This window comes from Fructilactobacillus sanfranciscensis, assembly GCF_029023685.1.
GTDB classification, from domain to species: Bacteria; Bacillota; Bacilli; order Lactobacillales; family Lactobacillaceae; genus Fructilactobacillus; species Fructilactobacillus sanfranciscensis.
In genome coordinates, this window is the sequence record NZ_CP118925.1 from 332,365 (window position 1) to 355,484 (window position 23,120).

Here is a 23,120-nt window from a genome sequence, read left to right on the forward strand (position 1 = left end):
TTTCTGAGATCCTTTTGCATTATTTACGTTTATAAACTTGATAATAAAAAACAGGAATCCCTAAGGCAACAATTGCTAGGGAAATGAAAACCCCGATTGGATCAGACATTACTTCTGAGATTAACACAAAGAGTGAACCGAGGATGGCTACAATCGGTGTAAAGGGGAAGAGAGGAACCGAAAATTCACGTTTCATTTCTGGATTCCGTTTCCGAAGCAGAAAGACCCCGACAAAGGCCATTACGTAGAAACAGTAAATGGTGAAAATACATAGTTCTGAAAGACGATCAGCGCTTCCTAAACAAATCATTACTGCTGCAATAAAAATGACAACAAAGATGGAAAAAATTGGAGTTCTTGTTTTAGGGTTAAGGTATGCAAGTTGCTTTGAGAAAGGTAATTGTTTTCTTTCAGCCATCGCATACATAATTCGTGGGAAGGTCATAATTTTTCCATTCATACAACCAATGATCGAAATGATGATCCCGATACAAATGATTTTTCCACCGATATTACCAAAATCATGATTGGCAATATAAGGAATTGCTGCAGTACCCAATTCGTGGACTTTTTCTGCACCAATACTTTTTAAAACACCGTAAGCTACTAGAACGTAGATGGCTAAAACGGCTAAAATTCCAAATGAAATGGCTTGTGGTAAGACTTTACGGGGATTCTTAACTTCTCCACCTAAGTTGGCAATTAATATCCAACCATCAAAGGCAAATAAAGTTGCTAACATAGCGACTCCAAAACCACCAGTGGTTGAATGAATTTCTTTAATTGATTGACCAAGGGCATCGGCATGACCGTAGAAAAGACCAAAGACAATCAATGCTGCTACAGGGACTAATTTACAAGCCGTAGTAATTAAAGCAAAGCTAGCTCCATATTTATTAGGGAAAATGTTTAGAATTCCCACTAAAATGATACTTCCTAAAGCGATTGGTAGATTCCAAATCGGATTAGTATGGAAAAACGCCGAAGTAAGAATTGCTAAGAATGATCCTAGTGCGGCAATCATGGCAGGACCGTACACAATAATTTGGACCCAACCAGAGAGAAAGCCCCAAAGTTCGTTGTACATTTCTTCCATGTAGGCATAAAGTCCACCAGTACTGGGGATTTGGGAAGCTACTTCAGCGATTGTAAGACCCGCAGCTAAGGTTAAAATTCCTCCGGCAATCCAAGCTAAGATAGCTGCTTTAGCTGAACCGGCATCATTAATCACAGCAGCTTGTCTTACAAATACCCCACCACCAATGATGGTTCCAATTACTAAAGCTAAGGCAGCTGGTAATCCCAGCGCTCGATTTAAAGTAACGTTTTCTTGCTGTTTCATTCTTAATTCCTCCTAAAAATAAAAACGTCTCTGACAAATTAATGTCAGGGACGCTTTCGCGCGGTTCCACCCAGATTCTTCTACAAAGTTGGTAGAAGCACTTTTTAATATTCATAATGATTAATTAAAGCGGCTAAATAAGTTGTTTCATCCGAATTCCAGAATTCATCGGACTCTCTGTGAAACGGAACTTAAATTTCTTCTTTAAGATTATGAATTTATTGTACATTCATAATAAACACTTGTCAACGCTAAATGTTAATCTTTATCTAAGTATTGTGAATAACGGGCAACATCTGGTTCAGGAAGCTCAACCGTCAATTTAGTTCCGTCTTCTGTATAGTCAGTTGATTGTACGTTAAATTTATGATTTAAGGTTGAAACCAAATCGCCTTTATCAAAGGGAAATAAGAAGGTTTTTGTTACATAGTTTTTAAATAGTTTTTCACTAATGACGCTGGTTAATAATTCAATTGATTGGTCATCAAGGGCAGAGATGATTAAATTATCACCTTCACGGGTTGGATAATTAGTTCCAGCTAAGTCGGCTTTGTTGAAAACTTTAATCATTGGTAAATCAGGTACACCAATTTCTTTTAAGGTTGTTTCGGTTGTTTCCATCATGAGCTGTTGATCAGGGTCTGAATAGTCGACGACTTGGACTAATAGGTTAGCACTAGCTGCTTCAGCTAAAGTAGACTTAAATGCTTGAACTAGTTGATGGGGAAGGTTACTAACGAATCCAACCGTATCACTCAATAGGAACTGTTTATGGTCAGGCAAATGAAGATCACGAACACTAGTATCAAGAGTTGCAAATAACATATTTTTAACGAAAACTTGTTTTTCGTCATTTTCCCCGAATTTAGTAACTAATTGATTCATGATGGTTGATTTACCGGCATTGGTATAACCAATTAAGGCTACAGTGGGAATTTTATTTTCTTTGCGACGCTTACTTTGAGTTTCATAAGCCTTATCAATTTCTTTTAGTTCGTGGCGGACATGATCAATTTGATGTTCAATTGTTCGACGGTTTAATTCTAGTTTGGTTTCACCAGCACCACGGTTGGCTAAGCCACCACCAGCTGATTGTTGATCAAGTCGTTGACTGGCACTTGTCCGTAAACGGGGAAGTTGATATTTCAATTTTGCCATTTGGACTTGGAGCTTTGCTTCTCGGGTTTGCGCACGGTTAGCAAAGATTTCCAAGATTAAACCAGTTCGGTCAATTACAGTAGCGTTGGTTTCGTTTTCGATATTTCTAATTTGACTGGGGCTTAATTCATCATTAGCAACAATCACTTGCGCACCAGTAGTCGTGACTAATTGGGCAAGGTATTCAATCTTTCCTTTTCCGAAATACGCCCGTGAATCGGGATGGTCTAATTTTTGCGTGACCGTTTCGACATTTTCCATGTTGTTGGCCATGACCAAATTTTTTAATTCTTCCATAGAATAGTCAAAGGCTTGATTATTTACGTTTAACCCAATTGTGATAACTGGGGTGGTTGTTTTTTCCATAGTGCTCCTTATTAATCTATATTATCAGTGTGATTGTAGTATTCTACCTGATATTCCCCGTTTTCGTAAACGAGTTTGGTAATACTACCATTTAAAATTCGTGCAGTAATGTCAATGTCACTAAATTTGCTGACAATACTTCTAATTAAAGTCCCGTGGGCTGCCACGAGAATGTTGTCACCAGGTTTAGCGTTGCTAACAATTTCATCCATTCCTGGTTGAACTCGAGCCCAAAATTGTGCATCATTTTCAGCTTCACCAAATGGATCAGCATCCGAAATCATATCGCGTGTTCTTTCGATAGAAAACATTTTAATCATGTCAGAATAATCGCTAGCACCTTTTGGTCCACCGATCATGTTCCAAGTTTGTGAAGTATCGTTTCCTTCAAAGTAACCAAAGTTTTCTTCACGTAAAGCCATGGTTTGCGTTGGTTCTTTGATGTCAGTGGGATTAGCCTTTAGAATAATTCGTGCTGTGCGACTAGCTCGTTTTGTATCGCTACTGTAGGCTTGGTCGAATTTGATTGGGGCAAGCACTTTAGCAGCAGCTTGCGCATCCATTACGCCTCGATCAGTTAAATCAGAATCAGCCCAACCCTGAATCCGACGATAATGATTCAAATGAGTTTGGCCGTGACGTACAAAATATAAATTAATTCCTGTCATAATTTCCTCCGTACTTGTGCTTTTCCTTAATTCTAGCATATTTCAGCCCGTTATTATCGTGTTTACCTTGTCGTTATGTTAGAATTATTAGTCGAGTTGAACGACTTGGAGGCGGAACATGACTGAATTAGAGAATATTAAAGAATATGAACAGAAACACTTAAACTTTGTGCGAGAAAAAATTGGCAAAGCCAAGGAAAAATTAACGAAAACAATTGCCAAGGCTAAAGCTGGTCAAAAAGACTTAGAAAAAGATTTTTACAATGACGTCCGAGTGAAAACTAGCACCTATGAAGGGATTATGGAAACTGGTGTTTCAGTTCGTCAGCAACAACAAATGTTGATGCAAAAGGAAAATCGCTGGCAAACGGCTACACGAGATATGGAAACCCTGGATAAATTAGACAAGAATTCCTACTTTGCTCGAGTTGACGTGCAAGAAGATGGTAATCAAACAGAAAAAATTTACATTGGACTCGCTTCATTTACGAATCCTGATCATCCTGATGATTATTTAATTTATGATTGGCGGGCTCCGATTAGTAGTGTTTACTATGATAGTGGAATTGGAAAAATGACGTATGATGCGCCAATGGGGAAACAAACCGTTGACGTTTCTTTGAAACGGGAAATTCAAATTAAAGATGGAATTGTGGGAAACGTCTTAGATACGGATGAAGCCGTTGGAGATCCTGTTTTATTAGAAAATTTAAGTCATCAATCAGCTACCAAGATGAAGAGTATCGTGGCCACTATTCAACAAGAACAAAATGCCATTATTCGAGATACGAGTTCGGACTTGTTATTTGTGCAAGGGGTCGCAGGTTCCGGGAAAACAGCGGCCGTATTACAACGAGTTGCTTATTTGCTCTATCGGTATCGTGGTAACTTAAATCCTGGTCAATTGATTTTATTCTCACCAAACCAATTATTTAATGATTATATTAACCAAGTTTTACCAGAACTTGGAGAACAAAATATGGTCCAGATGACTTATTATCAATTTATGAGTTGTCGGGTTCCACATTTACAAGTCGAAACTTTACAAGAGCGATTTGAGGAAGTATTAGATCCAAAACAACAAAATGTAACGACCTTTAAGAGCAGTTTGGCATTTTATGATTTAGTGAACCGATATGCTAAGACTTTGAATCAAAGTCACATTCAGTTTAAAAACATTATGTTTAAAGGCCAAGTTTTTATTTCTAAAGAAAAAATCAAAGAAATTTACTATAGTTTTAACGATAATTACACACTTCGAACTCGGTTAGAGTCAACTAAGGATGCTTTAGTTAAGATTTTAAACGGCCACATTAGTAGTGAAATGAAACAACGTTGGGTTGAAGAGACGATTGAAGGACTTTCTAAAGAACAACTTAAGTTATTGTATTCTAAATATGGTGACAAAATTGGCGATAGCGATAAGGAATATAACTTTTTAGCCAAACGAATTGTTAAACAGGCGCTTCGTCCCGTTTTAATACAAATTAAAAAACAACGTTTCTTTAGTATTAATCGTCAATTTGCCCACTTCTTGAAAACAGTGCCTCAATTAGTTGATTTGAGTAAATATCAAATTACTGAAGCAGATTGGCAAAAGAGTGTGGATAATACAATTGAACGGTTTAAAGCAGGTCAAATTAGTATGGCTGATGTTTCAATTTATTTAGCTTTATTTGATTTAGTGACAGGAAAACGCCCTGACTTAGAAATGAAATACTTGTTTGTTGATGAAGTACAAGACTATACTCCTTTCCAATTGGCTTACTTAAAGTGGAATTATCCCAGAGCAAAGTTCACCTTACTTGGAGATTTGAACCAGGCTATTTTTACTCGCCAAAACAGTCATACGGTGATGGATGATTTGAAGAAACTCTTTGATCCCGCTAAAATTCGGGTAATTAAACTCTTGAAATCATACCGTTCCACGATGGAAATTACTGATTTTAGTAAGTACTTAATTCCAGACGGAAAAGAAATCGAAGCCTTTGCACGTAAAGGACCAAAGCCGGTGCTTGCTGAGGTTCCTACCGAAATTGCCGCTATTGATTTAGTGGGAAAAACAGTTGCCAAAAATAATGAAGCTAACGAATCAACGTCTATTATTTGTAAAACACTTGCTGAATGTCGTGAAGTGGCGCAACAACTAAAAGCTAAAGCAATTACTGCTACTTTAATTCAAACTGAAAACCAACGTTTGGTAAAAGGAGCCATTGTGGTGCCAGCTTACCTTGCTAAAGGACTTGAATTCGATGACGTTATCATGTGGAATGGTTCGGCAGAAAACTATCCAACCGCTGCAGATGACAAACTAGTTTATACAATTTGTACGCGGGCCATGCATAATTTAGCCATTGTCTCAATTGGGAAACCTTCACCAATTTTTGCCAATGAACCTAAAGACCAATATGAGCTCGTGAAAGGGTAACTATGGACAATTTTTATGCTTATGATAAAGCAACCTGGGAACAATTTTATCCCACTAATTTAAATCCAATTACTTTGGCTGATTTGGAAAATTTAAAGGCTTTTAATGATAAAGTATCGCTTGATGACGTGACCAAAGTTTATATGCCACTAGTCCACTTAATTAGTGAAGCACTAGCGAGTTATCGGCAATGGCAGGATAAAAAGAGTGATTTTTTACATCGTAAACCGGTTAAAGCACCTTTTATTGTCGGAATTTCGGGGAGTGTTGCCGTGGGAAAATCAACGACCGCTCGGTTATTGCAATATTTATTTGCTTATTTATTGCCGAATCGGAAAACCCAGTTGATTACGACGGATGGCTTTTTGTATCCAACTAAAATCTTAGAAGAGAAGGGGATTTTAGCACGGAAAGGTTTTCCCGAAAGCTATGACATGACAGCGTTAATTGATTTTTTAGTCAAAGTTAAAGAAGGACAACCAAAGGTGAAGGCTCCGTTATATTCGCATCAAGTTTATGATGTGATTCCAGATCAATTTGCTGAGATTAATAATCCGGATATTTTGATTGTGGAAGGAATTAACACTTTACAAATTCCAGCAGAACAAAATATTTATGTAAGTGATTTTACTGATTTTTCGATTTACATTGATGCTGATGTTAACCTAATTGAAGACTGGTTTTTGAATCGTTTCCAACAATTAGTGAAAACGTCAGCTAACGATCCAGAAAACTATTTATATCGTTATACCAAATATAGCGATGAAGAAGCCTTAGCAATGGCACGTCACACGTGGGAGACCATTAACTTACCTAACTTAAATGAATTTATTTTACCAACTCGTGATCGGGCCAATGTGATTATTCATAAAGGACCGCAACATCGAATTGACCAAATTTATTTACGTAAATACTAAAAAAGTCCCAATTAGTTAGAAATTTCTAACTGATTGGGACTTTTTTTGTTAGTTTAGTTAAATGTTTCAGAAGCAGCTTTTTCTTTTTTCTCTAACATCTTTCCATTCTTAACAATTTCGTAGAGAACCCAAGTTAGTAAAGCGATGACCATGCATTTCAAAGGCACTATCAGTTAAGATTAATAATGGCAACATCGCAAATGGCAAATCAAAGGCCAAGAAAACTTGTGAGTTGTTCATTAAGTCATTGAGGGCCTCATGTTGAGAAATTTCTGATCCCGCACTTGACATCATTACACAAATGGTAACTGGAATAATTGAAATAATCCGAGTTACTAAACGACGTGCCCAAAGAGGCATTCTCATGTGAATGAAACCTTCCATAACTACTTGACCAGTTAAGGTTCCAGCAATCGTGGAGTTTTGACCAGAAGCTAATAAGGCAACGGCGAATAAAGTTGATAAAATTCCTGTTTTGGCAACATTTTTAAGAATTCCGTTACTCATCATACTTGGATCTGATAAGGCATGGAACAAACCAAAGAATGATGGATCCTTTACTACTCCAGATTTAAAGACAGCCACACCCATAATTAACAAGAGGACATTAGCAATACCAAAACATCTAGGACTGTAATGAAAACAGCGATAGGTATTGGAAATTTTGTCCCCCAGTAATTGAAGTTGACCAATTACCAGGATCCATATAACCAACCGCGACTAATGCACCAGGTCCTGAGTACATAAATAAGGTTTTCCAAAATCCAATGTTACGCGGAACGGTTACAGAACCATTAATTTCATCTAATGATTTCCCATTCGCTTGTCATTCCGACTACTTTTTCAACACCAAAGTCTTTAGCCATTTTGACGTATTTTTGCACTACTTCAACTATAAAAGTAAATTGATGTTGTTTTAGTTGCAAAATCTACAAATGTAGACTATAATCAATTTGTGTTTACAACTGTAGATGAAAGTGAGGTGAAATATGAAAAATAACATTGAATTAATTACGGGAGCAGAATGGAATGTGATGCGAATCGTGTGGTCACTAGGTTCTGCTTCGACACGAACCATCATTGAAAATTTACAAGCAGCGTCAGATTGGAAAGATTCGACGATTAAAACATTGCTAGCTCGCTTAGTTAAAAAAGGTTTTTTAACGAGTGAAAAAGACGGCCGGCAGTTTGTTTATCGGGCTTTAGTACCAGAACAAACGGCCATGAACCAAAGCGCCGACGAGTTATTTAGCCATCTCTGCAAGATGAAGAGTGGAAAAACACTCATTGAGTTGGTGCAAAAAACAGAAATGACGAAAAATGATTTAGCTACTTTACAAAAAGTAATTACAGAAAAAATGAAGACGGCTCCTGATGAAGTTGATTGTAACTGTTTACCATCAGGTAGCTGTGAGTAGGAGGTTTCAAAATGGATATGAATAAGCAAGACATGCACATGGACCATTCGATGAAAATGGATCATCACATGAACATGAAACACGATGACATGATGGATATGGGCGGCGGTCACATGATGCACATGGATAATTTTAAACGTCGCTTTTGGATTTCCCTAATTTTGGCGATTCCAATTTTATTACTTTCACCATTTATGGGAATTGTTTTACCATTTCAACTTACTTTTCCTGGATCACAATGGGTGGTTTTAGTCTTAGCGACGATTTTATTCTTCTATGGAGGACAACCATTCTTTAGTGGAGCCAAAGAAGAACTAAAAGCCAAGGCACCTGCTATGATGACCTTGATTTCCATGGGAATTAGTGTGGCTTACATTTACAGTGTTTATTCCTTTATTATGAATACCTTTGTAGATAAACATGTCATGGTTATGAATTTCTTTTGGGAATTAGCAAGTTTAATTGTCATCATGTTATTGGGTCACTGGATTGAAATGAGTGCCGTAATGAGTGCGGGGAGCGCGGTGAAAAAAATGGCTGCCTTACTTCCTAACACTGCCCACCTAATTCAACCAGATGGTTCGACTAAAGATGTACCCTTAAGTGACTTAATGGTTGGTGAAGAAGTCTTAGTTCAAGCCGGGGAAAAGATTCCCACTGATGGAGTGGTTATTAAAGGAACTAGCGCTGTTAATGAAGCTTTAGTCACTGGTGAATCAAAAGCCGTTACCAAAAAGGTTGATAGCAAAGTAATTGGTGGTTCTATTAATGGTGATGGTGCGTTAACCGTTAAAGTTACGGCAACTGGTAAAAATGGATATCTTGCCCAAGTAATTGAATTAGTGGCAGATGCGCAAAAAGAAAAATCAAAAGCGGAAACTGTAGCTGATCGCGTTTCACGATGGTTATTCTACAGTGCCTTATCAATCGGAATTTTAGCCTTAATTGTTTGGACAATTATCAGTGGCTTTAGTTATGGATTAGAACGGATGGTAACAGTCTTAGTAATTGCATGTCCTCATGCTTTAGGATTAGCTGTTCCATTAGTGATTGCTCGAAGTACTTCAATTGCTGCGCAAAATGGTTTGTTAATTAGAAATCGTCAATCAATTGAAGCAGTGAAAAAACTTAGTTACGTCTTTATGGACAAAACTGGAACCTTAACAGAAGGGGTCTTTACCGTTAATGCTTTGGAATCACTTTCTGATTTAACAAAACAGGAAGTTCTCCAAATTCTAGCTGACCTCGAAGTCAATTCGAGTCATCCTTTAGCAGTTGGCTTAGTTCGCACTGCTAAAAAAGAAGGGGTAACCGTTGTTCCAGCCCAAAACGTTGATATTATGCAAGGGGTTGGAGTCAAAGGAACGATTGCTGGTAAAGACTATGCGATTGTTACCGCTGCTTATCTTAAAGCTCACAACATGGCTTATGATCAAGCCCAATTTGATAAATTAGCTGGTCAAGGTAATTCAGTTAGTTACTTGATTAGTGGTGACCAAGTCTTAGGAATTGTCGCTCAAGGAGACGTGATTCGTCCCGCTTCCTTTGAATTAGTTAAACACCTTCGCGCCATGCACATTGTGCCAGTTATGCTAACTGGAGATAATGATTTAGCTGCCAAACGCGTCGCTCATGAATTAGGTGACATTGCTTACAAAGCTCAATTATTACCAGGTCAAAAAGAAGAAATTATTAAAGAATATCAAGCTAAAGGAAATGATGTCATGATGGTTGGTGATGGGGTGAACGATGCTCCTAGCTTGTCACGTGCTAACATCGGAGTTGCCATTGGAGCTGGAACTGACGTAGCAATTGATTCAGCTGATGTGGTTTTGGTTAAGAGTGATCCAGAAGATATCATTGATTTCATTGACCTTGCTAAAGCTACTAATCGTAAGATGATTCAAAACCTTTGGTGGGGGTCTGGTTATAACATTATTGCCATGCCATTAGCTGCCGGAGTTTTAGCACCAATTGGAATTGTTTTATCACCTGCAATCGGTGCCATTATCATGTCACTTTCAACAATTATCGTGGCAATTAATGCATTAACATTGCATATGCGCAGATAATCGGTAAAACTAAAGGTAAGCAAATAAAAAATGATAGGTGATTATAATGAATAATAAAGTTTATGCAGAAGTTTTAAAGTTAGCTGAAAATGCTGGCCTTCAAGTGAAAAAAGGTAGCGACGATGCTAATATCATGGGAACCATTGATGATGCTGGTACTTTACAACAATGTGCCAAAGTAGTTCCTCAAGGTGAAGATGCGGTTGCTGTTCGAGCTTTTACTAACTATCTTTCAGATACTGGAATGGTAATTTCTAAAGACTGGAACGACACGAAAGAACATGTTTACAAAAAAGCAGACGATGCTTACAATTATTTAATTACTTCTGGGGTCTTTAATGATCAAGATTAATTAAAGTGTAAAAACTCTCCAATTTATTTGGGGAGTTTTTTATTACCTAAAATTGATTGTGACACCTAATACACTTTGTTAAGATTGAGGTAACAAAAAGCCGAATTAAATTAAAGGGAGATTAGCATGCGAGTGGAATGGAAAAATGACGAGCAGCAACCAATTTCATTAAAGAAATTGGTCACGGAACATGGCGTTAGCCATCGAATGTATCAAACTTTGAAAGAAAATGCAGCTAGCTTTCAAATTCAAGGGCAAAGTATTCCCGCTAATCGTGAAATTGAACCACAAGAAGTGGTAACGGTCACTTTTCCGCCCGAAGCAGCTGATCCCCAAGTTACCGTTAGTCATGAGCCAACAGATATTTTATATGAAGATGACAATTGGCTAGTCATCAATAAACCAGCGGGATTGACGACTGTCCCTGGTCCCGCTAATTCAACAGATACCTTAGTAAATCGGATTAAGGGCCATTTAATTGATGAAAAAGCGATTGATTTACGCCCCCACATTATTACGCGATTGGATCGTTTTACGAGTGGCGTCGTGTTAGTGGCTAAAAATCGATTAGCCAACAGCTATGCCAATCAACAACTGGCTAATAAAACCATTGATAAACGTTACTTAGCGATTGTCAAAGGTCAAGTAGCTGATGAACACGGGATAATTGATTTACCAATTGGTCGCGTTGATGATCATTTCTATCGGGAAGTTACCGAGCAAGGGAAGTCGTCAAAAACCGAATACTGGGTTAAAAAACGCTTGCAGAATGCCACAGTTGTGGAAGTTAAATTACATACGGGGCGAACCCATCAAATCCGAGTTCATTTTACCCACCAAGGAAAGCCGTTACTCGGTGATGAACTTTATCATGGACCAATGAACTTCGGAATTGAACGACAAGCCCTCCACGCTGAAAGTTTAAAGTTTGTTGATCCCTTTCAAAAGCAAACTTTGGAATTTCAAGCACCAATTCCAGCTGACATGCAAACGGTAATGGAAGAAGGAAAATAGCATGAAAAATGACGATTTACAAACTTGCTACCTAGACGGAAAACATTTCTCACTGAGTGAAGGGGAATTATTTTCTGAGTTAGCCGCCCCAGTTCAAAGAATTATTCGAGTTAAGCATCCAAAAATAAAGTCGACAGATTTTGTTTGTAATCGGGATATTTTGCATTATACTTTGCAACACGTTGATACTTTAGTGCAAGATGACCATAAAAAATTAATAAAACTTGATCGCCGGTTAGCCAAAACGATGACTAAAGCCAATTTCAAAATTACCGACGTTAATGATGTGATGAAACACAGTTTGACGGTGGGTGAAAAGATTGCTAATGCTGTTGCGCGGTTTGGCGGAAGTTGGACGTTCATCATTATTTTTCTTATCATTTTAGCGACGTGGATGATTCTAAATGGAATGCAATTGTTTGGGATTCACTTTGATAAATATCCCTTTATCTTGTTAAATTTATTTTTGAGTTGTGTGGCTGCGATTCAAGCACCCATTATTTTAATGAGTCAAAACCGAGCTGCTGATTTAGATCGGATGAATGCCGAAAATGATTATCATGTAAGCTTGAAATCTGAACAAGAATTACGGATTTTACACGCTAAATTAGATTTACTTTCACGAGAACAAATGCCACATGCCATTTCGATTGCTCAAATTCAATTAAAAATGATTAGCGAATTACAACGTGAAGTTAATGAATTACATCATGATATTCGAGAATTAAAGGGTCAAAGATAAAGTTAAAGTTAATAATTATTAATTCTTTCTTAAAATAATATGCTAAAATATTTGTAAGAACTGTTTAGGAGGACTTTCAGTGGAAGATAACATTAAATTAGGCACCAAAGCCTTTGATAAGATGATGTTTACTTTAGCCGAACCAGTGACTGAAGAAAATCATGCAAAATACCATTTCGAGAATTACGAAATGATGGAAATTTCACCCAAGATTTGGGCGCTGCCAGTTTATATGACAGCCGATGATGATTTTACATTGTTTTTCATTATCACGAAGATTGCTACTGGTGAAACGGTCATGGCATTTTCGCAAGGAGATTTAGAGTCTGATGGTGATTTTAATTTAAGTCAACCAATGAATACGGGAGCTGGATTAAACCTTCTTGAAAAACACGATCAAACTCGTGCAGAAGCAGTTTTAGCTTATCTTGAACAACTAGAAAAAACAGATGAAGGTACTTGGCGGATTGTCGCAGAAAATGAGGAGGACTAAGATGGCTCAAATCTATTTAGCAAGTCCATTTTTTAGTGAAGAACAAATTACTAGAATTGAAATGGTCGAAAAAGCTTTAACCAATAACCCAACGGTGGCTGATTTTTATTCACCACGAAAACACCAAGAAGCTGAAAATGAAGAATTCACAAAACCTTGGGCTAAAGAAATTTACCAACGTGATATCGAAAACATTGAAGCAGCGGATGCTGTTTTAGCTGTGATTGATTTTGAAGGCCCAAACGTTGATAGTGGAACTGCTTACGAAATTGGAGCAGCCGTTGCCATGGGTAAACCAGTCGTGGTTTTCCAACAAAAAGACAATATGGTTAACTTAATGATTTCAGAAAGTCTCCATGCTTACCTTAAAACCGGTGAAGAAGTGGAAAACTATGATTTTAAGAAGATGCCAATCAGTGAATATAATGGCGAATTTATTTAATTGAAACAAAGTCGAATGTGAAGGAGACTTATAAATGAGCGAACATGAACATAACGCAGAATTATCGGGAAAACGGTTCTTTGAAGTCACGGTTTTAAATGCTGTGATTACAATTGTGGAATTTTTAGGTGGAATTTTCTCTGGTAGTTTGTCACTACTATCAGATGCGATTCACAACCTTGGAGATTCTTTGTCGATTATCTTTAGTTATGGGGCTCACGTAATTAGCCAACGGAAACAAACCAAAACCAATACTTATGGATTCAAACGTGCTCAAATTTTATCAGCATTATTTAATTCAATCTTTTTGGTAGTAATTTCTCTCTTTTTGATTATCGAAGCGATTGATCGAATTCAACATCCCGAAAAAGTGGATGGGGTCATTATGTTAGTTGTTGCCGTAGTTGGAACGGTTGCCAATACTCTTTCAACTATTTTATTAAGTAAGGGTGCAGAGCATAATTTGAACATGAAGGCGACCTATCTTCATTTACTAAGTGATGCATTATCATCATTTGGGATTATCATTGGGGCCATTTTGATTACGTTCTTTAACTGGACTATTATTGATCCATTGATTACAATTGCAGTGGCTTGCTACATTATGTGGGAAAGCTGGCCTGTAATTCGCAAGTCAGTTGGAATTTTGATGGAATGTGCACCTAATTTAGATTACAAGGCCATTCATCAAGATTTGTTAGCAATCGATGGTGTGAAATGTGTTCATCACGTGCACGCTTTAATGGTTGATGAAAACAGTGTGGTTTTCTCAGCTCATGTTAATATGGATGATTTACGTTTAAGCCAAGTTCAAGAAATCTACGATAAAATTAATCATTTATTGACCACCAAATATGGGATTGACCATATTACGATTCAGCCCGAAACGGTGCGGGGCGAAAATGAAGATTTCTTTTATAGTTCGAAAAAAGATATTTAACCAACAAAAAAAGCTCGTCACAGTGAAGTGGCGGGCTTTTTGCATGCAGTTAATTAAAGCGTTGCATCTGGATCTAATCTGTTAGCTTCATCAACGTACCATTCTGACCAATCAGTCATAGGGTTACCGTTGTCGAAGTAAGTTTGAGGTAATTCGTTAACTAAGTCATGAATTGCAGCGGAATTAAAGTTAATTACGTATGAGTAAATTTCTTCTGGAGTCTTGTTGCTAACGGTTTTGATAGTCCGGTTAATGTCAGCCATGACATGATCAAAGTCAAAAGTAGTCATTACGTCTAATTCGTTGTTAGCTAATAACTTGCCGTAAAATGGCATAAAACCAGTAATGGCTTTCATTTGTGCCTGTTCGTTTAAATCATTGAATGATAGATTGTCGCTCATGCTAATTCCTCCTGGATTTGAAACAGTAATGTATATTCTAATTATAGCGGTAAGTGACGATTACGTAAAATAATTTTGAAAAGGAATTGGAAAATGGATACAAAAACAGGCATTTTTTTGGTATCCTAAAAGAACATGAAGAAAGTTGGTGGCCACATGACTGAAACAGAACCAGTAAAAAAATCCAAAGAATATAAAAATAAAGTAGTCCAAACTTGCCTGTTAGCGGGTACGATTTTAATTGAAAACGGGTCCGAATTAAATCGAGTGTCTGATACCATCAAACGAATTGCGAAAAACGCTGGCTTAAATGATTTAAATGCCTACGTAACCATTACTGGGATTATGATTTCGGCCAATGATGAAGCGGGAGCGCAAATTAAAGAAATTGAGAAACGAACCTTTAATTTACGGCGAATTGCGGCCGTGAACCGCTTATCTCGTGACTATGCGCAAGGTAAAATTTCAATCGGACGTTTTTATAACTTATTGAATAAAATTAATCGCTTTGGACTTTATTATCCTTATTGTATGATGATGCTCTCCGCCGCCTTAATCTCTGGATGTATTTCTGTCGTTTTCAATAACGATATTCATGATTTCTTCATTACTTGTCTAGTTGGAATGTTGGGTTGGGTAATCTTTAGCGTGATTTCCACCCGCGTGCAAGCCAGTTTTATTAGTGAATTTATGGCTGCCGCTTCAATCGGAGCAATGGCGATTTTTGCGGTTCATATTGGTCTCGGTCAAAGTACCGATAACATTATCATTGGATCCGTAATGCCGTTAGTTTCCGGAGTGCAAATTACCAACTCGTTTCGGGATTTGATTTCTGGAAACTTGATTAGTGGTCCCGCTCGAGGCATTGAAGCTTTAATATGTGCGTGTGCACTAGGATTCGGGGTTGCATTCTCTTTGATTTGGTTAGGGTAGGTGAATGAAATGGTACATTTATTAATTATTATTGCCGGTGTATATGTGGCAACCTTAGGATTTGCGGTTTTAATTAACGTATCACCGAAATACCTGAACGATGGGGGAATTGTTGGGGTTGCCGGCTACTTAGTTTATTTAGCTTACTATACATATATTGGCGGGTACGTTGGTGGCAACGTCTTAGGTGCGTTTACCCTCGGAATCTTTGGAATGATTGCGGCCCGTATCAAAAAAGCTCCAGTTATTATCTTTAACATTCCGGCTTTGGTGCCACTAGTTCCTGGAGGTCAGGCTTACCAAGTTATGAAAAACATTGCGATGAATAAACCACGCGTGGCCTTTGGCTTCTTGATGCAAGTTTTAATGATTGCCGGATCACTTGCCATGGGCTTCTTACTAGCTGAATTAGTGATTCAGTTGTTTAATTATTCGATGCGGAGTATGAAACGGAGACGGAAAACGGCTTAAGAAAAATTAAATAATAAAATTTATGCGTATCTCTTGTCAGAAACTATCAGACAGGAGATTTTTTTATTTGGATAATAAAACCGATTATCAAACGGCTTTTGATTTTATGTTAGAAGGTGATCATGAGGTGGTTGTGTTTGGGGTACTGAAACGTTTAAACGTCAGACCGTGGCATGAACATTATCAAGATTTAGTGCAAGAAGGACGACTCGAATTTGTGGATGCATACCAAAAATATCCCGACCAACGAGACGACGAAAAACAGATGTTGAGCTATATTTATCAGTCTGTCAAATGGCGCTTATTAGATAAGTTAAGGCGCTCAACCCGCGTCAGTACGCCGATTTTGCGGGGGGGGGTAGAAACACTAACCAACCTATCCTTTGATGATGAAGCATTAGCGGATGTCGAAACCAAGCTAATTTTTAATAACGTGTTAGCAGTCTTAAATGAAAAAGAACAGTTATTAATCCGCGGACTATACCTGGAAGGCAAGACGATGTCACAGTTATCTGAAGATTTAAAAGTCTCACGAAAAACACTGTACGTGTGGCGCAATCAAATTAAAACAAAAATAAAACCAATTTGGGGTAACACATTGGATGGCTAATTCGTTACTAGTATATGTAAGGGTTGGCCAACTGATTACAAATATGATGATACCTACAAAGAGGAGAAAAAAGAATATGAAAAAGAACTGGTTAAAGACTACGGCAACATTCACAATGGTTGGGGAAGCACATCTTAAGGGACGTAAAGTAAACTACGCAAACTTAGTAGACAACATTTCTGATGAACAACTTGCCAAATTCGGTGCAATTTTGTCTGACTTATCAGGTGAAGCAGTCCAAAAAATTGTTGTAAATAACTCAAGCGTAATCGCTGAATAAGAGGAGAATAACTTATGAAAATTTTAGAATTTATTTTTAAATCAGAAGAACACAAAGTACGCACTATTAAATTCAATTATGCTAAGCAAGATTTAACTGAAACTAGTGCAAAAGCCTTAATGGAACGCATCTCAGCTTTGGAAATGTTTCAAAAAGATGGCGTTAAACTATACGCCACTCCAGTGAGTGCTCGTTACCTGGACAACAAGAATTATCCAATTTTTGATGATAGCAAGAAAACTGCATAGGTTTAGGTAAACGAAAAGGTCGATATCTGTGGATATCGGCCTTTTTGTGTGCACGGCGTTATAAACCAATTATTTTTGAACCTTTGAAATCAGTGGGACACTTATTACCCATTGAAATTAGAGGAGGAACAAAATTATGAAAATTCAACTTGCTATCGATTTAGAAGATGTAGATGGTGCAATTAAATTAATTAAAAAAACAAAGGACAGTATCGATATTTTTGAATACGGTACTCCATTGGTAATTAACTTTGGTCTAGAATGTTTAGCTAAAATCAGAAAACAATTTCCTGACATTACTTTATTTGCTGATTTAAAAATTATGGATGTTGCTGCCTATGAAGTAAATCAAGCCGTTAAATATGGTGCTGAAAAGATCGACATGTTAATTTAGAATAAAGGAAAGACCCTCGGTTGAGGGTCTTTTTTTGATGGAAACCATCCTAACCCTCACAACAAGTGTAAGTTTGATATAATTAAGCTAATGAAATATCAATAAAATCTTAAGTACATATTAATAATAATTTATAGAGGATAAAATATGGTATCTAAATATACCTCAAGTGAGCTTGATTTTGAAGCTGACTTAGTCGATAAGTTAACACATAATGGCTGGACACATGTCAAAAAGTTAGACGATGCTACTCCACAACAACTGGAAGATCATTTTCGTGAAATTTTAAATCAAAATAATCGAGAACAATTACATGGGGTTGAATTAACCGATAATGAATTCTCCGAAGTAATGCGGAAAATATCAGCGATGACACCTACTGAAATGAACGATTTTCTCACCAATGGATACGTCGCTGAACTTACAGTGGCACGTGACAATCCCGAAGAAGGCAAGATTAACCTCAAAGTTTTTTGGCGTGATGATATTGCTGGAGGACGGATGCGTTATGAAGTTGTGCGTCAGGCAATTCGTCCAGGTAAAGAAGATGATTTGAGTAGTCCTAATCGTCGTTTTGATGTGACTTTGTTATTTAATGGACTTCCTCTAATTCAAATTGAAGAAAAACGACTTGATGTTAACTTAAAACAAGCATCAAACCAAATTAAGAAATACAAAGCAGAAAATAAATATGATGGATTATTTTCATCAGTACAATTATTTGTTGTAATTAAACAAAATGCAGTTCGTTACTTTGCCAACGAAAAATCAGCTGACATGTTTAATGATAAATTCTTCTTTCAATGGTTAGATAAGAAAAATACGCCAGTCAGAAATTGGGAACAGTTTACCGAAGAATTCTTAAAAATTCCGATGGCTCATAACATTATTAGTAATTATATGGTAGTTGATGGCGATGTATTAAAAGTGCTTCGTCCATATCAAATTCATGCAGTTAAGGCTGTTAGAGAAGCTGCCGCTAAACATGAAGATGGTTACGTTTGGCACGCAACTGGTTCAGGTAAAACTTTAACGGCCTACAAAACGGCAACCTTAATACAACGTGATCCCCATAATCAAGTTGTATTTATGTCTGATCGTAAAGAACTTGATAATCAATCTGGTAAAAACTTTACTGTATTTGCCAATAACAGTGATGATACGATTTTTGAAACTAATAATACCAGAGATTTAATTAGAAAACTTAAAGAATCAAAGAATGGTGTAATAACAACAACCATCAATAAAATGAAGATTGCGATTGATAGAAATAATAAAGCTCATGACGAAGGTAAAAAAGGTCCTTTAGATAATGTTATTAATAACAAACGTTTCATTTTCATTGTTGATGAAGCACATCGCTCTCAATTTGGTGATATGCAACGCGTAATTCGCCAAGCCTTTCCTAATCAAAATTGGTATGGATTTACTGGAACTCCAATCTTTGATTTTAATAAAACGGCTCAAGATCAAACGACTGAAAGCCAATTTGGGCCAGAATTACATCGCTACAATATCGGTAATGCCCTAAATGATCATGCTATTTTAGATTTTAATGCCGAATACGTTTCTTTAGTGCAAGCTCAAAACGAAAATGATGATTTTGAAAGTGAAAACAGATTGCCCGATTCTGTTTATGAAGGTGATTCTGAAGAAGCACAAACTTATCGTGATAAAGTTGTGAACTGGATTTATCGAAATTGGAAACGAAAGTCTAAAGATGGAAAATTCAATGCCTTATTAGCCACTTCTAATATTGATCAAGCCTTAGCTTTTTATAAATTGTTTAAAGAAAAGAATAAAGATAGTAATCGTCCACTTAAGGTTGCCATTACTTACTCGATTAACGAAAACGGTGATGAAAATGAAAAGCAACGTGCTGGTTTAGTCGAAGCAATGAAAGATTATTCATTACAATATTCTAATTCAGAAAGTACATTTAACTTAGATAATATTGGAATTTATATTGATGATGTTGCAAAGCGAACCGCACGTACTGAAGGTCAATATCAACATCTAAGTCCAGATCAAGAAATTGATTTAACGATTGTTGTTAATCGACTATTAACTGGATTTGATGCTCCTCGGTTAAATGCATTATATATGGATAAATTAATGCAATATCAAGGATTAATTCAAGCCTATGCCAGAACTAATCGAATTTATAGTAAAGATAAGTCTGAAGGAAACATTGTGGTCTTTCGTCGTCCAAAATTAATGGAAGAACGCACTAAAGATGCCTTTGAAAAATATGCTGGAGAAGGTTCTTTCAGTCGTGTTTTTCGTCCGGACTTTGCTCAAATGCAACAAGAATTTAAGAAAACGGTAGATGAATTAAAACGTTATGTTCCGACTCCTGAAGTGGCGGATGCACTTGAAGGTGAAAGTATGGACGATCAAATTGAATATTTGAGTCGTTTTAGGGAAATGGCGAAACAATTAAAATACATCAGTTCTTATTCTGAATTTAACTGGGAGGAACAAGCTGCTGATTACGACATTTCTGATGACGAATATGATCACTATCAAGGTGCTTTTCAAAATATCAAAGAAGCAGTCACTAATCAGGAAGATAACGAGGATGAAGAAGAGGATCCCATTCAACTCCGCTTTGATTTTGATGATGTATATATTACCAACATGAAGATTGATAAAGAATATATTTTGAGTTTGGCAACTAAAGCTTTGAAACGCCAAGATGATTCTGTTGCACAAAAAGAATATCAAGAAGCGATGGCGAAGTATGAAAAAGCTGGGAAAACTGTGGAAGCCCAAAACATTCAAAAATTCATTGAATCTGAAAAAGGATCTGGACAAAAGTTTGATAAAGACTACGATGCAGCTGCTCGCTATGCTTTACACCAAAATCAACAAAAACAAGTTGCTATTAAAAATTTTGCTCAGGAATGGGGACTTGATGAAGATTTATTGAATCGCTTGGTCACTAGTTATGAAGCAAATGGTGAATTTACTCACGAAAAAGAACTTAAAATGACGGCTAATAAGGAACAAGCTGAAGCAAACGGTCATGAATTTAAGAATTTATTGAACTATAAAGGTGTCATTCAAAAAGAATGGCGTGAATTTATCAGTCAAGATTTAAAACTATTTGGAGGTAACAACAATGGATAAAACGGAAACAAAGTCAAAATCATTAGAAAATGCGTTATGGAATTCAGCAAATGTGTTGCGGGGCAAGATGGACGCTAGTGAATACAAAAATTATTTATTAGGTTTAATTTTCTATCGTTTCTTGAGTGAAAAAACCTTACAAGCAGTTATGGATGCTACTGGAGAAACAGAAAACCCGATTGAAGTTTACAAAAACTACTGGGCAGAACAACATGATGACATTGTGTCAGCTCTTTATGACGATAATGGATATATTATTGCCCCAGAAGATTTATTTGACTCAATCGTAGATCGGATTCAAAAGCATCATTTTCAAATTTCAGATTTAAAGCAGGCTTTATTTAATTTAGAACAATCTGTAAAGGGTCATCCTGCCGAATCAGACTTTGAAGGATTATTCGATGATATTGATTTAGATTCTAATCGTTTAGGAAAGAATCCTAGTCAAATCATTAATGATGTCATTTTAGCTTTAAAGGATATCAACTTTAATGAAGATCGCGATGTCTTAGGGGATGCTTACGAATATCTAATTAGTTCTTTTGCGATGAGTGCGGGTAAGAAAGCCGGAGAATTCTATACGCCACGAACAGTTAGTGAAATCATTGCTCAAATTGTGACGATTAATCATAAATCTGGTGATGAACAACTTCGGAGTGTTTATGATCCAACCATGGGTTCTGGTTCATTGCTATTAACAGTTGCTGCTCAAGTTACCGGTGATTACCCAATTAGTTACCATGGACAAGAATTGAACACCACCACTTATAACTTGGCCCGCATGAACTTGATGCTTCATGGGGTTAGTTACGAAGATATTCACGTGCATAATGGTGATACTTTAGATATCGATTGGCCAACTGAAGAACCATACCAATTTGACGCCGTCGTTATGAACCCACCATATTCAGCTCATTGGGATAACAATAAAGATCGGATGAGTGATCCACGTTTTCGTGATTATGGTCGCTTAGCACCTAAATCAAAAGCTGACTATGCATTCTTATTACATGGGTTATATCACTTGAAACCAACGGGAACGATGGGAATTGTGTTACCTCACGGAGTTTTATTCCGGGGAGCAGCAGAAGGTAAAATCAGAGAAGAGTTAATTGCGAAAAATCAGATTGACGCTGTCATTGGGTTACCGGCTAATATTTTCTATTCAACTTCGATTCCAACGGTCATTATGATTCTGAAAAAGGATAAAATTGACGATAACATCATGTTTATTGATGCTAGTCGGGAATTTGATAAAGAACGGAATCAAAATGTTTTAACGGATGAAAATGTTAAGAAGATTGTTGAAACGTATAAGAAACGTGAAAACGTTGATAAGTATGCACACGTGGCTTCACTAGCTGAAATTAAAGAAAATGACTATAATCTTAACATTCCACGTTATGTAGATACTTTTGAACCAGAACCACCAGTAGATGTAGATAAATTAGTGAAAGATATGAAGGAAACGGATGCTGAAATCGAACGATTAAATGGTGAAATTGGTTCAATGTTGGACGAATTAGTAGGTACTGACACTGACGCTCAACAGCAGCTTGATAAAATCAAGGAGTTGTTCAAATGAAAAATAAAAAAATGACCCCGAGAATTCGGTTCAAGGGCTTTACTGACGCTTGGGAAGAGCGTAAGTTAGGTCAATATACTAAGTTAATTACTAAAGGAACGACGCCTAAGGATAAAACAGGTATTGGTGATGTTAATTTTGTTAAAGTTGAAAATATAACCAATGATAAAATTTATCCTATTAATAAAATAAAACAAAATGAACATGACAATTATTTAAAAAGATCTCGATTAGAAGAAAAAGATATTCTATTTTCAATAGCAGGTACATTAGGTAGAACCGCAATTGTAAATAAATCAATATTACCAGCTAATACTAATCAAGCTCTAGCGATAATAAGAGGGTATGATTTTGATGCCAATTTTCTTATTACATCGTTATCTGGAAACGTCGTAAAGGAATATATTCGACGTAATCCAACAGTTGGTGCGCAACCTAATCTTTCTCTTGAACAAGTAGGTAATTTATTAGTTAATACACCAAATGCTGAAGAACAACAAAAAATCGGTTCATTCTTTAAACAATTAGATGACACTATCGCTCTTCATCAGCGTAAGTTAGATTTGTTGAAAGAACAGAAAAAAGGCTTTTTACAAAAGATGCTTGTATAGGGGCTATAATTTACAAATCGCCCCTGTGAAAACCTATTAAAACAACCCCCATTATCTAGTGATTAGATAATGGGGGCTGTTTTTTTGTTCGGCGGTATAATAG

At 36.8% G+C, this 23,120-nt stretch carries 23 protein-coding genes and 1 pseudogene; 19 read left to right on the forward strand and 5 right to left on the reverse strand.

The window, feature by feature from the left end:
• Positions 1-19: 19 nt before the first annotated feature.
• The 3 genes from PY770_RS01665 to PY770_RS01675 form a co-directional block, all read right to left on the reverse strand.
• Positions 20-1,342: an APC family permease gene (locus tag PY770_RS01665; RefSeq protein ID WP_275046023.1), complete on the reverse strand. Its 1,323-nt coding sequence runs from the start codon at positions 1,340-1,342 to the stop codon at positions 20-22.
• A gap of 258 nt (positions 1,343-1,600) precedes the next feature.
• The gene (gene hflX, locus PY770_RS01670) at positions 1,601-2,866 is read right to left on the reverse strand and encodes a GTPase HflX (RefSeq protein ID WP_041817587.1); all 1,266 of its coding nucleotides are present in this window, start codon (positions 2,864-2,866) and stop codon (positions 1,601-1,603) included.
• 11 nt (positions 2,867-2,877) lie between these two features.
• Positions 2,878-3,534 carry a histidine phosphatase family protein gene (locus PY770_RS01675; protein ID WP_056957708.1) on the reverse strand — a complete coding sequence of 219 codons (657 nt, stop codon included), beginning with the start codon at positions 3,532-3,534 and terminating at the stop codon, positions 2,878-2,880.
• 118 nt (positions 3,535-3,652) lie between these two features.
• On the opposite strand from PY770_RS01675, the gene helD reads away from it, so the two are divergent.
• The gene (gene helD, locus PY770_RS01680; RefSeq protein ID WP_275046024.1) at positions 3,653-5,962 is read left to right on the forward strand and encodes an RNA polymerase recycling motor HelD; all 2,310 of its coding nucleotides are present in this window, start codon (positions 3,653-3,655) and stop codon (positions 5,960-5,962) included.
• 2 nt (positions 5,963-5,964) lie between these two features.
• Positions 5,965-6,879 carry a type I pantothenate kinase gene (coaA, locus tag PY770_RS01685; RefSeq protein WP_014081643.1) on the forward strand — a complete coding sequence of 305 codons (915 nt, stop codon included), beginning with the start codon at positions 5,965-5,967 and terminating at the stop codon, positions 6,877-6,879.
• Positions 6,880-7,011: 132 nt separating this feature from the next.
• On the opposite strand, the pseudogene PY770_RS01690 reads toward coaA, so the two are convergent.
• Positions 7,012-7,702: pseudogene (locus PY770_RS01690) on the reverse strand (divalent metal cation transporter); the annotation flags it as partial.
• A 166-nt stretch (positions 7,703-7,868) separates the two neighbouring features.
• On the opposite strand from PY770_RS01690, the gene PY770_RS01695 reads away from it, so the two are divergent.
• The 8 genes from PY770_RS01695 (at position 7,869) to PY770_RS01730 (ending at position 14,352) form a co-directional block, all read left to right on the forward strand.
• On the forward strand, positions 7,869-8,297 hold the full coding sequence (locus PY770_RS01695) for a CopY/TcrY family copper transport repressor (RefSeq protein WP_056957711.1): 429 nt from the start codon (positions 7,869-7,871) through the stop codon (positions 8,295-8,297).
• Between the two features lie 11 nt (positions 8,298-8,308).
• Complete coding sequence (locus tag PY770_RS01700) at positions 8,309-10,369, forward strand: heavy metal translocating P-type ATPase (protein ID WP_395350143.1); 2,061 nt, start codon at positions 8,309-8,311, stop codon at positions 10,367-10,369.
• Between the two features lie 46 nt (positions 10,370-10,415).
• The gene (locus PY770_RS01705) at positions 10,416-10,721 is read left to right on the forward strand and encodes a hypothetical protein (RefSeq protein WP_103428783.1); all 306 of its coding nucleotides are present in this window, start codon (positions 10,416-10,418) and stop codon (positions 10,719-10,721) included.
• A 126-nt stretch (positions 10,722-10,847) separates the two neighbouring features.
• The gene (locus PY770_RS01710; RefSeq protein WP_275046025.1) at positions 10,848-11,735 is read left to right on the forward strand and encodes an RluA family pseudouridine synthase; all 888 of its coding nucleotides are present in this window, start codon (positions 10,848-10,850) and stop codon (positions 11,733-11,735) included.
• Position 11,736: 1 nt separating this feature from the next.
• On the forward strand, positions 11,737-12,477 hold the full coding sequence (locus PY770_RS01715; protein ID WP_275046026.1) for a DUF1003 domain-containing protein: 741 nt from the start codon (positions 11,737-11,739) through the stop codon (positions 12,475-12,477).
• A gap of 79 nt (positions 12,478-12,556) precedes the next feature.
• A complete protein-coding gene (locus PY770_RS01720; RefSeq protein WP_163615500.1) occupies positions 12,557-12,970 on the forward strand; it encodes a hypothetical protein in 414 nt (137 codons plus the stop codon).
• Between the two features lies 1 nt (position 12,971).
• A complete protein-coding gene (locus PY770_RS01725; RefSeq protein WP_103428782.1) occupies positions 12,972-13,412 on the forward strand; it encodes a nucleoside 2-deoxyribosyltransferase in 441 nt (146 codons plus the stop codon).
• A 34-nt stretch (positions 13,413-13,446) separates the two neighbouring features.
• Positions 13,447-14,352 (forward strand): cation diffusion facilitator family transporter, encoded by a 906-nt coding sequence (locus PY770_RS01730; protein ID WP_103428781.1) that lies wholly within the window; start codon positions 13,447-13,449, stop codon positions 14,350-14,352.
• Positions 14,353-14,405: 53 nt separating this feature from the next.
• Here the strand turns inward: PY770_RS01730 and PY770_RS01735 are convergent, their stop codons facing one another.
• Complete coding sequence (locus tag PY770_RS01735; RefSeq protein WP_014081656.1) at positions 14,406-14,753, reverse strand: hypothetical protein; 348 nt, start codon at positions 14,751-14,753, stop codon at positions 14,406-14,408.
• 156 nt (positions 14,754-14,909) lie between these two features.
• Here PY770_RS01735 and PY770_RS01740 point away from each other — a divergent pair, with 156 nt between their 5' ends.
• The 9 genes from PY770_RS01740 to PY770_RS01780 all read left to right on the forward strand — a co-directional run bounded on the left by PY770_RS01740 (position 14,910) and on the right by PY770_RS01780 (position 23,017).
• Complete coding sequence (locus PY770_RS01740) at positions 14,910-15,686, forward strand: threonine/serine exporter family protein (RefSeq protein ID WP_275046027.1); 777 nt, start codon at positions 14,910-14,912, stop codon at positions 15,684-15,686.
• Between the two features lie 9 nt (positions 15,687-15,695).
• Positions 15,696-16,157 carry a threonine/serine exporter family protein gene (locus tag PY770_RS01745; protein WP_056957718.1) on the forward strand — a complete coding sequence of 154 codons (462 nt, stop codon included), beginning with the start codon at positions 15,696-15,698 and terminating at the stop codon, positions 16,155-16,157.
• A 67-nt stretch (positions 16,158-16,224) separates the two neighbouring features.
• Positions 16,225-16,767, forward strand: coding sequence for a sigma-70 family RNA polymerase sigma factor (locus PY770_RS01750; RefSeq protein ID WP_180993997.1), 543 nt, complete (start codon positions 16,225-16,227; stop codon positions 16,765-16,767).
• 76 nt (positions 16,768-16,843) lie between these two features.
• Positions 16,844-17,047, forward strand: coding sequence for a DUF1659 domain-containing protein (locus PY770_RS01755; RefSeq protein ID WP_014081660.1), 204 nt, complete (start codon positions 16,844-16,846; stop codon positions 17,045-17,047).
• Positions 17,048-17,061: 14 nt separating this feature from the next.
• Positions 17,062-17,295 (forward strand): DUF2922 domain-containing protein, encoded by a 234-nt coding sequence (locus PY770_RS01760; RefSeq protein WP_056957720.1) that lies wholly within the window; start codon positions 17,062-17,064, stop codon positions 17,293-17,295.
• Between the two features lie 136 nt (positions 17,296-17,431).
• Positions 17,432-17,689 carry an orotidine 5'-phosphate decarboxylase / HUMPS family protein gene (locus PY770_RS01765; RefSeq protein ID WP_275046028.1) on the forward strand — a complete coding sequence of 86 codons (258 nt, stop codon included), beginning with the start codon at positions 17,432-17,434 and terminating at the stop codon, positions 17,687-17,689.
• Positions 17,690-17,836: 147 nt separating this feature from the next.
• Positions 17,837-20,821, forward strand: a complete 2,985-nt coding sequence (locus PY770_RS01770; RefSeq protein WP_275046029.1) for a type I restriction endonuclease subunit R — start codon at positions 17,837-17,839, stop codon at positions 20,819-20,821.
• Complete coding sequence (locus PY770_RS01775; RefSeq protein WP_275046030.1) at positions 20,814-22,406, forward strand: type I restriction-modification system subunit M; 1,593 nt, start codon at positions 20,814-20,816, stop codon at positions 22,404-22,406. The genes PY770_RS01770 and PY770_RS01775 overlap by 8 nt, the downstream gene beginning before the upstream one ends.
• Positions 22,403-23,017, forward strand: a complete 615-nt coding sequence (locus PY770_RS01780; RefSeq protein WP_275046031.1) for a restriction endonuclease subunit S — start codon at positions 22,403-22,405, stop codon at positions 23,015-23,017. The genes PY770_RS01775 and PY770_RS01780 overlap by 4 nt, the downstream gene beginning before the upstream one ends.
• Positions 23,018-23,120: the final 103 nt, after the last annotated feature.